Here is an 11,797-nt window from a genome sequence, read left to right on the forward strand (position 1 = left end):
AGTAGAGTGAAATGAAAAAGCTAGCCGGTCGAGGCTAGCTTTTTTCTTTGTGCCAAAAAACTTTAGATCGTTTTCTTATCCAAATTTAGTTGGGGCCTGGTTTGCTAATGAGACTCCTTGTTAAAGAAACAAAGGCATTTTCTTTGTTCTAATAAAGCATGAAAAAAAGTACTGCCACTTGGCAGGACTCAGTGAGGTCATTCTTCCAAGAGTACGATTCTCTGGGCAATACCAAGAGTATTTTCTGCACTTTCTTTAGATTCCCATATTGCTACCTTGTTTCCAACTCTAAAAGCACCATCAAAGTTTGTGAAGTTGGAGTAGAACGTGATCACGCCAAGTGTATTAGATGGATTTATATCCATAGCTTCTTCTTTTGAAATTCCATTTATGACAAGGAGCGTTTGTTTATCTTCAATAACTCCAACTATATATCCGGTGAAAGCAGGTTCTTCTGAAATGATGTCGGTCGCTGGATAAGGTGATTCAACGAGTGCTTCTGTTGGTTTCGAACAGGCAGAACTAATCAGGATTAATAAAACAACAAATAAACACTTTAAAGCTTTCATAAAACTCCCTCCTTGTAATCTTCTTCCATACTATACGTATACATCCTTAAATAGATTCGGACTTTTTAGAAGGAATTAGATCAGAGGTTTTTGGGCAAGCTAAGCTTTTGTGCGTAAGCTTCCTTTTAAAATTCACTGTAAGAAGCTGAAGGGGTGGCAAGCACTCCTGACTTGCCTATTCTTTTAAGAAAGGGTGGAGTATCTTGGAGCTTTTGATAGTTTTCGTTCCATACCAATGCCAAAAATTTTTTTTGGGAATGCAGAATGGCAGGGGCTGATAATTTTTCAAAGCGATAGCATTCGGAAGGGGTTGTTTCCATGCAATCAAACAGTTCACGTACATCTTCATCCAAGGCGATTCCGCCTGCTATGAATTCGAATTTTTCATAAAGTGTAATCAGGAAGTCTATGAAGCATGGCAAATCCTCGTTTTTAATTCCTGATTGGTTCCATTCTGGCGCATCGAACTGGCTGCCAAAAAACCGGAAATCAACAAGAAGTGTATTAGAGGAAAGTTGTTCTGCATGTAGAATAGCTTTTCTTTTGCCGGAGATATCCGCCTCTAGCTTGAATTCAAGCGAATGGATAATCAGTGAATTGGGATCTGACTCATCATATAGATACCCAGCCTCGAAAGCCGCAATCAGTTCTTCTATATTGGGATCAACAATGTTAACCGGAATAGCAAGGTCAGAAAGCTTGCTGGCCAGAGATTGGATGATTTCTTTTCTTTCTTCTCGAAACTCGCATAAAAAACTGACTTCGAGAAAAGGGCCTCCTTGCAGCCAGTTTAGAGCCATCAGTTTTCCTCCCATAAAAGATTCTTTTTCTTGAATGATACACGAAAGGGCCAATAGAAAAAACCGGACGACCAGCTTTATGAGCATGGAGGTCCGGTTCTTAAGTTTATTGTGTTGCTTGGGCTTTTTTTGATTCATTCAAATCGACGTCCACGGAGGTGACAAAATAGCGTTTGTCAGGAGAAGTTTGCAGCTCCACTTTTTTCCGGTCGAACAGTGAAACCGTGTCGATTTTCTTTATTTCACCCGTCTTTTTGTCTTCTTCGTAAATACGGTAGCCGATGATGGCATCATCGCGTACTGCATACCAAGAGATATTGGATGAGGTGGCTTTAACATTTGTTGGCGGTTCTGGCTCTTTTTCCTTTGTAGCCGAATCAGAGACCAGTTCCGCGGATACAACAAGCCGTTCTTCATGTGAACCGATTTTCCGGTTGAAATCGCCTATACATGTAATCAAGTTGATCATGCGTTTGCCCGAGCTGCCGAATATTTCTTCAATCGGTGCTTCGTCAGTCTCGTAGCTCACCATTTCAGTTACTTGGAAAACCATTTCGCGTCCATCACGATCTGTCAATATGACTGTCTCGCCGATTTTCATTTTCTTTAAATCATAAAAAATCGCAGGACCCGTCAAGCTATCAACATGGCCGGCAAGAACGGCATGGCCTTTTGCGCCAACTTTGAAGCCGGGTTCGAACCAGCCGACTTCGTCAACATCTTCAGGCACACCCATTTCACCATTTTTCAATATGCCGGTTGCCTCTATTACTGCTTTGGCTTTAATGGAGGGAATCTCGATTCGGGCGGGGTCCATGCCTTTTATGCTTTCTTGGCGCTGCCGCTGTAAAGCATCCAATTTTTCCCGCTGGGCAGGGAGGACCGGGAATTCGGCAATTTTATCAACAGCTTTATCTTCTTCTTTGGCAACTGTTTCGATTTTTGTTTGAACTGGCGCACTATTTTTTTCAGTTGGCGGTTTTTCAAATGCTGAATTATCCGCCAGCGGGTCCATGACAAAAAACAGCGCTGCGCATAGAACCAATGCAGTTACCATTGTGTATATTTGCTTCATGCTCAACCCTCCCTCTCAACAGGAATAGAGAGAGCGCAAAGGCCCTCTCCTATTGTTATTGTTGCTTACTTTGACGATATGTCAGTGTTCCGGCACCGATTAAAATCAATGAGCTTAAAGTTACCCAAAGAACCATAGTGTTTGATTGGCCAGCTGTCCCGCCAAATCCTGTTTTCGGCATTTTTTCAGGTGCGTCGTTGTGGAAGTTGTCAGGGAACTGATCAACGATAGCGCTGCTTAGTCCGGCACCAATATCAAACATTAGAGCATAGCCTGTACGGTATGTTTCGTAAGATGTTTCAAAGTCTCCTGCAACATACTGGTTGAAAGTGTCAATAACAGAAGTTTCATGCGCCTGGATTCCAGCAATAGTGTCTTCTTTTGGCATGCGGTCTTCAGTGGCAGTGCTTAAAAATGTTCCAAGCTCTGTGGCAAACTCATTCGTCAAGGCGTCTGCCGCTTCACCTGCAGCTGCTTGGTCCTCTGAAGCCGCAGCTCCTGCAAGGTCACTTTGTACGGAAATATGCTGGTTGTCCCAAATTTCCACGAATTGCGTGCCGGCTTCTTCTCCGTATATGGAAGCGATGGCGCCACGGAATTCTTCAGTGTTCTGGTCTTGCGCCCAATTTGCAAAGTCAAAATCATCTGCACCGTTATAGCCTTTTGCCATGCTCAATTGCGCCAAAGCAAAATGTTCGGCTGCAATGCGGTTTACTGTCGAGCGGAAGTCTCCAGCTGGAGTGTTTGGATCAGAAAACTTATCCGGGAACTGAGTGGCGATTGCGCCACTGATGGCACTTCCTGCACCGAAAATCTGCTTGAAGCCTTCAAGGTAAGATGTATACGCTTCTTCGTATTTTCCTGCTGAGTATAGATCAAAAGTGTCTTGCACGAAATCTTCATGTTGGCGAAGTGCTTGAGTAGCACCGTCCTCCGGCAAGTTGCCTTCAGTGGCAGTCCCTAAAAATGCGCCCATATCGTTTACAAACGATTGTATTTCCTCCAGCGCTTCTTGCTGCATTTTTTTATCGCCTTCTTTGACGGCTAGAGCATACTCTTCTGTCCCTGTGTTATGTTTTGTGAAAATCTCTTCAAATGCTGCACCGCCTTCCTCACCGTATACAGAAGCGATGACCGGTTCCATGTCTGCGGCGTTGGCTTCAAGTGCTGCAACCGCAGCTTCAGCGCCTTTGTCTCCGTCATAAACTTTCATCATGGAATCGACTGCAAGTGCATAATGCTCCGACAGTAAGGAGTCCAGTGTTAAACGAAGTTCCACTCCTGTTGTATCCGTCTTTGGTGTTCCGTGTGCGAATGTTGTTGTGGCTGTTCCGGTGACCAAAAGCGTTGCCCCTAGTACTGGTGCCAAAAATTTTCTCCATTTCATCAATGAACCACTCCTCTATTTCTGATTTCTTGCTTACCTAACGGAAGGAGTCCAGAAATGGATCACTTTTTTATAAAAAAATGTTTCAAGCGAAGTTAAAAGCAGGTGGTTTATTAATAAACTGTATATTTTGGAAAAACTAACCCTTTGCTGTGATAATATATGTGACAAAAGGGGGTGGAGAGATGGGGTGGATGATTATTGTGGTACTGGCTTACTTGCCTATTTTTTACCGAATACATCGGCGCATCAGTTTTTTAGAAAACGAAGTGGAAAGACTAAAAAAAGAACTTTAGTCTTTATAGCAGCAAAGCCCAGCCATGGATAGTATTATGCCTGAATTGATCATACGAATTTAAAGACCGTTAATCCGGATTGGAATTAACGGTCTGATTGGCGTTCAATGTACTTTTTATATCGGCGGCACAGGCGGTTCTTTTATAATCGGCAATTAATTATTTTACGCCTGAACTTTTTAAGAAATTAATCATTTCTGTATTGAACCGCTCCGGTTCATCTCCATTAATACCATGGCCACTGTCTTTGAATGGTACAAGAACAGAGTTGGGAATTTGTTTTTCCAGTTCTTCTCCGAGTTCATATGCGCAGATCTGGTCTTTCTGGCCATGGAAAATGGCTGTCGGCACCGTAATGCCAGCCAATTCACCACGCAGATCCTCATCTCGCAACGCTATAGCGGCATTGATCGTAGAATGGGCGCCGGCTTCAAGTCCGAGCATTTGGAACCAGTGCAGGAATTTGTCCGATTTTTTCTGTTCAAAGAACATATCAGCGAATTGCGCCAGAAAAGCGGGGCGATCCTGTTTGATCTGTTCGATGATATCGTCCACTTCTTCAGCTTTCATATTGATGCTGAAATCATCACGCTGCGTAAACAGCGGAGCCGCCGCAGCCATCAACAATAGTTTATCTACACCTTGCTGGCCATACTTGGTTATATAACGGATAGCAATCGGCCCGCCCATCGAGAATCCGCCAAGCACAAAGTTCTCTAAGTTTAAATGATCGATTACCGCTTTTACATCACTTGCCTGTGTATCGTAATCATAGCCCGACCATGGCTTGTCCGATTTTCCGAAACCGCGCAGATCGATGCCGATAAACCGGAATCCTTGCAGCGCCAGTTCATTTGCCTGCATTTCAAATGACTTGCTGTTCAACGGCCAACCATGGATGAAAACGACAGGTTGCCCCTCGCCGATATCCTCCACAAATACTTTTACATTAGGTTCCACTTCAATATAATGTCCCAACTTCTATTCCTCCTCCGGTTTCTTTGTGTTGCGTACTAATAGTTGTGTTCCCCGAATGCTTTTAATTAAACAATTCGGAATTCGTGATTTCACCGATCGGACAAAAAGAAGAGGGTGGAATGGTATATTTTTAGGAAAGTGAACTAAAAAGACTTGCGCAACGTTATGTTATAAAGCTCCAGGATATAGGGGCTAAAGTTTTTATGCTATAGACTCGCTCTTGCCGCGCAAATTATAGTAAGCTTGAAGCACGACAGTTTAAAAAAAGGAGCACGTCCATGGAGAAAAGTTCTGACTTTATGCTTTATGGTCGGATACAGCGACAAGACAAAGCGGCGCTTGAAGAGCTGTACGACCGTTATGAAAAAATCCTTTTCTCCTTCCTTGTCAAAATGACTGAAGATCCGGATTTGGCGGAAGAAGCCTTGCAGGAAGTCTTTATCAAGTTGTGGCGAGGCAAAGGAGAATATGATGAAAGTAAGGGTAAATTTACTTCTTGGTTATTTACAATGGCGCGCAATGTGGCAATTGACTTGATCCGGAAACGGAAAAAGCCTTCTGTTCCTTTAGAAGAGGTTGGGGATTTGGTGAATACCGATTCTTCAGTCGAGGAATTAGCAGAATGGCAGGAACAGAAAGAGCAGATTGAAACTGCCGTCCAGGAATTGTCAGACGACCAGCAAAAAATGATCCAGCTGTTTTACTTTAAAGGGTATACACATGAAACAATTGCCGGCATTTGCGGCATTCCGCTTGGTACTGTAAAAAGCAGAATCAGGCTTGCATTGAAGAAATTGAAAAAATCGCTGCATGGTGTGCAAGAAAGGGGGGCTATCGATGACTAAAATAGATTGTGAACACGTAGTGGATTATTTGAATGGAACATTGACCGATGAAGACCTACATGCTTTTGAAGAACATCTTAAAACCTGTGCGGATTGCCGGCAAATTGTTGAATTGACAGGCGAGCTCCCTTACCTTGCGGAACCGATTGAGCCACCGATAGGGATGAAAGCTCGGATTTTAACGAACGTTTTTGAAGAAGAGGTAAAAGAAAAGCTGCAATCAGAGCCAAAGCCAAAGCCAAAGCCAGCTACAGTGCCGGTTATCAAGCCGAAGGCAAAACGCAACTGGTGGACACCGCTTATCGCGGCAGTGCTTTTAATGTCCCTGATTGGCAATGCTTATGCATTCCTCAAGCTTTCTGATCAGCAAGAGCCGGAAACAGCATTACGGGAAGTAGACCTCCAACCGAGTGAAGCATTCAACGGAACAGGCCAAGCAAGGTTGATAAGAGAAGACGGGGCGCTTGATGTAGTCGTATCAACTGCAGGGCTTGAAGACCTGCAGGGCGATGAGATTTACCAGGTATGGTTGCTCAAAGAAGGACAACCGATCCCGGCCGGCGCTTTTTCGCCAAACCCTGACGGTGAAGGTGCTGCTTACTTTAGCTTGAAAGAAAACACGGAGGGCTGGGATACGATAGCTATCACGCGAGAACCAAACGCAGGCAACCAGTCTCCACAAGGCAATATTGTCCTCAGTTCTGAACTTTAACCTGGCGCTTTTAGCAGCCAGGTTTTTTTTATTGGCTTAAATTAAAATTCCATATTTCATCAAGTAAAGAAGATGAGCAAATTCAGCTTCCTTGCCATATCGTGATAAGATAGAAATTATAAGATTCTAAAAACTAAGATTTTATAAGGTAAGGGTGAAAACATGGGGAAACTGAATAATACAGTGAATACTAATGCAAGCGATGCTTTAAGTGCAGGGAACTGGATGACTCCTTTGCCCTATACCATAGATGCAGAAAAGACATTCCGGGAAGCCGCTGTAAGAATGGAAGAGCTGAATATTAATTACTTGCCAGTAGTGGACGGCAAAAAGAAGCCGGTCGGGTTATTGTCGCTAAAGCAGCTTTTGCCATTTTTGTTGAATGGCGGCGGGGAGGCGAAGATTGCCCAGGAAATCCAACTGGATCCGTCGCTGTTGATTTCCCAGGAAACGAATATGCTGGATCTTGTCGCTGGGCCGCATCAAGAATTTCTAGTTGTCGACACTATACAGATGGTAGTCGGAATTTTAACGTCCCGAGACATTGTGGATGCCTTGTCGAAATATATTTATAAACTCAAGCAGACAGAAAATAAAGCCGAAGTGCTGAACGTCATTCTGGAAAAAGCATATGAAGGAATCGCTGTTGTGGACGAGAACGGCATCTTGCTGGAGTTTAATGATGCATATAGCCGCTTTACAGGCGTCAAAAGGGAAGATGCTATCGGCAGGCACGTCACGGAAGTGATTGAAAACACCAATCTACATATTACGGCAAAAACCGCAATCCCTGACCGCGGAGTGCTGCAGAATATTCAAGGGCAGTCGATGCTCGTGCACCGCATTCCTATCTGGAGAGATGACAAAGTGGTAGGGGCGATCGGCATGCTGATTTTCGAAAGCGTATCGGAAGTATACGATATTCTCGACCGGCTGCAAGGCGACAAGATTAAGGGGCAAACCGAGCCGAAATTGCTCAGTGCGGAACTGGCAGAAGACAGTCGCGTCACTATGAATAAGATAATTGGAACAAGTGAACCGATACTGAATGCGAAACGGTTGGCGCGAAAGGCGGCGCGAACACCTGCGACGATTTTGATATCCGGGGAAAGTGGCACAGGCAAGGAAGTATTCGCAAAAAGCATCCATCATTTAAGTCCGTATTACAATGGCCCGTTTATCAGCGTGAACTGCGGAGCAATTCCCGAGGATTTGTTTGAATCAGAGCTGTTCGGCTACGAAGAAGGGGCATTTACGGGAGCAAAAAAAAGCGGGAAGCTCGGCAAATTCGAGTTGGCGCAAAACGGCACCATCTTTCTTGATGAAATCGGGGAGTTGTCCTTGCTCCTGCAAACCAAGCTGCTTCGTGTCCTGCAGGAACGGGAAATCGAACGCGTCGGCGGCGTGAAAAAGCACAGCATTAATGTGCGGGTAATCGCCGCTACCAACCGCGATATTGAAGAGATGGTGGAAAGAGGCACGTTTAGGGAGGATTTGTATTACCGCCTGAATATCATCCGTCTTCATCTGCCTGCGCTGCGTGAGCGCAAAGAAGACATTCCAGTGCTGCTTGCTCATTTTACTAACAAGGTTTGCGCTAAATATAGCATTCCGGAAAAAACGTTCACCCCAACTGCCGTCAAAGCACTTATCAGACGGCCTTGGAAAGGGAATATCCGGGAATTAGCCAATCTAGTGGAGCATAGTGCCATCATGTCCAATAGTGAAACTATAGATCTGGAAGATCTGCCGGAGAAGACAGGCAACCGGCAGGAGGAAACTCAGGAATCTATCCCTTCCAAGCTAGACGAATTCAAATGGAAAAGCGGAGAAGAAGAAAAAAAGCTCATCGTCCAGACACTTGAAAGTGTCCGTGGCAATAAATCCGAAGCTGCTGCACGGCTTGGTATCCACCGAACAACACTCTATCAGAAATTAAAGAAGTATGGACTGTAGAATGTGTAGGCTTCTGGCTACACAATCCTACACGTGTAGTGTAGTTGCTACAATTTACAGAGGGCAAGCGTTCATTTCTTATCTATTGATTCAGGAAAGCACGCTTTTATGGAAATCTTTTGCGAAAATGAAACCGCTTACTTACGGTCTTTTCTGATTACTTTTTCTGGTCTTCTGATTTATTTTTTTCGTTTTATTCCATATTTATAAAACATGGCACGTTTCTTGCTGAATAAAAAAGTGAGATAAAAGAATGGAGTGAATGGCATTGATCAATTATGAAGTTTTCAGAACTCCTCAAGTGATTGTTTATGCAAAGGGCGCATTTGAGCGGGTAGGGGTTGAAACGGCTTTGCGAGGGAAAAAGGCGTTGATTGTGAGCGACAGCATTATGCAGAGCCTTGGCAATATTGACAAATGCGTGGAAATTTTATCGCAGGAAAATGTTCAAAGTGAAGTATACACAGGTGTTGTATCTGAGCCGACTGACCGATATGTGGCGGAGGCATTGGCGCTTTTCACTGGGTCGGGATGTGATACCATCATCTCACTCGGCGGCGGCAGCTGTATCGATACAGCGAAAGCGGTGGCGGTTCTTGCTTCAAATGGCGGTTATATAAGTGACTATATGGGAGCGAAAAAATTAGCGGCCACATCGCCGATTCCGCATATCGCGATTCCGACAACAGCAGGTACCGGTTCAGAAGCGACGGATGTTACGATCATCACAAACGTTGCTGATGATGTGAAAATGATGATCAAGCAGCCTGCTTTTATGCCGGCCGTCGCAATTGTTGATCCGGTATTGTCGATGTCTTCCCCTAAAAAAGTGACAGCTGCCACCGGTGTTGATGCACTCAGCCATGCAGTGGAAGCTTATCTGTCTAAAAAAGCTCATCCCATGACGGACGTTTTGGCGCTTGCAGCCATTCGTTTGATTGTCCCCAATTTGCGGCAAGCTTTTGATAATCCGGAAGATGTAGCGGCAAGAGAAGCGATGTCAACCGGATCGATGTATGCGGGAATGGCTTTTTCAAACGCTTCTGTTTGTCTGGTCCACGGCATGTCCCGGCCAATTGGAGCCTTGTTTCATGTGCCTCACGGTATTTCCAATGCAATGTTGCTTCCGGCAGTACTGGAATTCAGTAAAGAGTCGTGCTTGGAACGTTTGGCTGATATCGGCCGTTTGTTTGCCGGGAATGAAGAAACTCTCTTGATGCAAGAAGCAGCCGAATTTGCGGTAGAACAAGTAAAAAAGCTATGCCTGGATCTTGAAATTCCGAACCTCGAAAGCTGGGGAATCGATCAGACGGAATTTGAAAAAGCACTTCCCAAAATGGCTGCCGATGCCTTGATCAGCGGAAGCCCGAACAACAATCCGCGCGTCCCGGATCAACAGGAAATTGAAGCGTTGTACCGCCTGTGCTATAACTACCAATTTGCATCGGATGAAATGTCAGGAAAGCTATCCTGAAACGATAGCGGAAGCTGCCAGGTTCGGCAGACCAATTGATTTTAAATCTTAAGGAGGAAATACTAATGACAACTACTACAAAAAACGTTTTGAAAAACTATATCAACGGAGAATGGGTAGAAGCGAAAACCGAAGAATATAACCAAGTACCAAACCCAGCGACAGGAGAAATTCTGGCTGAAGTACCGATTTCGACATTGGCTGACGTTGATGATGCAGTACAAGCGGCAACTGCAGCCTTTAAAACGTGGAGCAAAACGGCGGTGCCAAGAAGAGCGCGTATCCTGTTCAAATATCAGCAGCTTTTGGTGGAACATTGGGACGAACTTGCCCGCTTAATCACACTTGAAAACGGCAAGAGCTTTAACGAAGCGCGAGGAGAAGTACAGCGCGGCATCGAATGTGTGGAATTTGCGGCAGGAGCTCCAAGTTTAATGATGGGGAAACAATTGCCTGATATTGCGACGGACATTGAATCCGGCATGTATCGATACCCGATCGGAGTTGTGGGCGGAATTACGCCATTCAACTTCCCGATGATGGTTCCTTGCTGGATGTTCCCGCTGGCAATTGCTGTGGGGAATACGTTTATCATGAAACCATCTGAAAAAACACCGCTTTTGGCAAATCGCTTGGCGGAATTGTTTGAAGAAGCGGGATTGCCTGAAGGTGTCTTTAATATCGTCCACGGCGGCCATGAAGTTGTAAACAGCATCCTTAAGCACGAAGGAATTCCGGCCATTTCATTTGTAGGCTCTCAGCCGGTGGCGGAATATGTCTATAAAACAGGAACAAGTCATGGCAAACGTGTTCAAGCATTGGCGGGAGCGAAAAACCATTCCATCGTCATGCCGGATGCTCAGCTTGATGCTGCTGTAAAAGAAATCGTTTCAGCGGCTTATGGTTCAGCAGGTGAACGTTGCATGGCCTGCGCTGTAGTAATTGCTGTCGGAGAAGTGGCGAAACCGCTTATCGAAAAATTGAAAGAAGCTGCAGACGGTTTGACTATTGGCAATGGACTGGAAGAAGGCGTCTTCCTTGGACCGGTAATCCGCAGTGAACACAAAGAAAAAACAGCTCAATATATTGAAATCGGCCAGCAGGAAGGTGCGGTGCTTTTGCGTGATGGCCGAGAAGATGCTTGTATGACGGAAAATGGCTACTTTATCGGGCCAACTATTTTTGATAACGTGACGACGGATATGCGCATTTGGAAAGAGGAAATCTTTGCTCCGGTTCTCTCCATCGTCCGCGTGGATACGCTTGAAGAAGCGATCGAACTGACAAACAAATCCGATTTTGGAAACGGCGCTTGCCTGTTCACTGAAAGTGGACGAAGCGTCCGTTATTTCCGTGAAAACATCGAAGTGGGAATGCTCGGCGTCAACTTAGGCGTACCTGCTCCAATGGCCTTCTTCCCGTTCTCCGGTTGGAAAAATTCATTCTATGGCGATTTGCATGCGAACGGGTCGGATGGCGTTGAATTTTATACAAGAAGAAAAATGCTGACTGCACGCTGGTCATAGAAAATTGCTGAACGCCTGGAAGAGTATAATTCTTTCAGGTGTTTTTATGTATGGATTTTTTCTTCTAAATTGGCATTGCCGGAAGAAACGTAGGAATTATCGGTATAAAGGGACTCTTGTGCTAATCAACCGATGCAAAAAAAAGCAGGCAGCTTATGGGCTGCCTGCTTTTCTAATAA

10 protein-coding genes are annotated in these 11,797 nt (G+C 44.8%); 5 read left to right on the top strand and 5 right to left on the bottom strand.

All coding sequences use genetic code 11. The features are described 5' to 3' along the window. Positions 1 to 197 precede the first annotated feature (197 nt). From B0H99_RS10960 to B0H99_RS10980, 5 genes are all read right to left on the bottom strand, one after another. Entirely contained in the window at positions 198 to 569 is a 372-nt protein-coding gene (locus B0H99_RS10960; protein WP_106533704.1) for a DUF3221 domain-containing protein, read from the bottom strand. 125 nt (positions 570 to 694) lie between these two features. Further along, on the bottom strand, positions 695 to 1,369 hold the full coding sequence (locus B0H99_RS10965) for a hypothetical protein (protein ID WP_106533705.1): 675 nt from the start codon (positions 1,367 to 1,369) through the stop codon (positions 695 to 697). Positions 1,370 to 1,475: 106 nt separating this feature from the next. Beyond that, on the bottom strand, positions 1,476 to 2,444 hold the full coding sequence (locus tag B0H99_RS10970) for a class F sortase (protein ID WP_106533706.1): 969 nt from the start codon (positions 2,442 to 2,444) through the stop codon (positions 1,476 to 1,478). Between the two features lie 55 nt (positions 2,445 to 2,499). Beyond that, positions 2,500 to 3,831, bottom strand: a complete 1,332-nt coding sequence (locus B0H99_RS10975; RefSeq protein ID WP_106533707.1) for a hypothetical protein — start codon at positions 3,829 to 3,831, stop codon at positions 2,500 to 2,502. A gap of 455 nt (positions 3,832 to 4,286) precedes the next feature. Next, entirely contained in the window at positions 4,287 to 5,105 is an 819-nt protein-coding gene (locus tag B0H99_RS10980; RefSeq protein WP_106533708.1) for an alpha/beta fold hydrolase, read from the bottom strand. A gap of 278 nt (positions 5,106 to 5,383) precedes the next feature. On the opposite strand from B0H99_RS10980, the gene B0H99_RS10985 reads away from it, so the two are divergent. From B0H99_RS10985 to B0H99_RS11005, 5 genes are all read left to right on the top strand, one after another. Then, complete coding sequence (locus tag B0H99_RS10985) at positions 5,384 to 5,950, top strand: RNA polymerase sigma factor (RefSeq protein ID WP_106533709.1); 567 nt, start codon at positions 5,384 to 5,386, stop codon at positions 5,948 to 5,950. Continuing rightward, the gene (locus B0H99_RS10990) at positions 5,943 to 6,662 is read left to right on the top strand and encodes an anti-sigma factor (RefSeq protein ID WP_106533710.1); all 720 of its coding nucleotides are present in this window, start codon (positions 5,943 to 5,945) and stop codon (positions 6,660 to 6,662) included. Before B0H99_RS10985 ends, B0H99_RS10990 begins: the two co-directional genes overlap by 8 nt. 162 nt (positions 6,663 to 6,824) lie before the next feature. Further along, positions 6,825 to 8,618 carry a sigma-54-dependent Fis family transcriptional regulator gene (locus B0H99_RS10995; protein ID WP_106533711.1) on the top strand — a complete coding sequence of 598 codons (1,794 nt, stop codon included), beginning with the start codon at positions 6,825 to 6,827 and terminating at the stop codon, positions 8,616 to 8,618. 262 nt (positions 8,619 to 8,880) lie between these two features. Next, positions 8,881 to 10,092 carry an iron-containing alcohol dehydrogenase gene (locus tag B0H99_RS11000; RefSeq protein WP_106533712.1) on the top strand — a complete coding sequence of 404 codons (1,212 nt, stop codon included), beginning with the start codon at positions 8,881 to 8,883 and terminating at the stop codon, positions 10,090 to 10,092. Between the two features lie 65 nt (positions 10,093 to 10,157). After that, positions 10,158 to 11,618, top strand: a complete 1,461-nt coding sequence (locus tag B0H99_RS11005; protein WP_106533713.1) for a CoA-acylating methylmalonate-semialdehyde dehydrogenase — start codon at positions 10,158 to 10,160, stop codon at positions 11,616 to 11,618. Positions 11,619 to 11,797: the final 179 nt, after the last annotated feature.

This window comes from Planomicrobium soli, from assembly GCF_003014655.1.
Classification (GTDB): Bacteria; Bacillota; Bacilli; order Bacillales_A; family Planococcaceae; genus Planococcus; species Planococcus soli_B.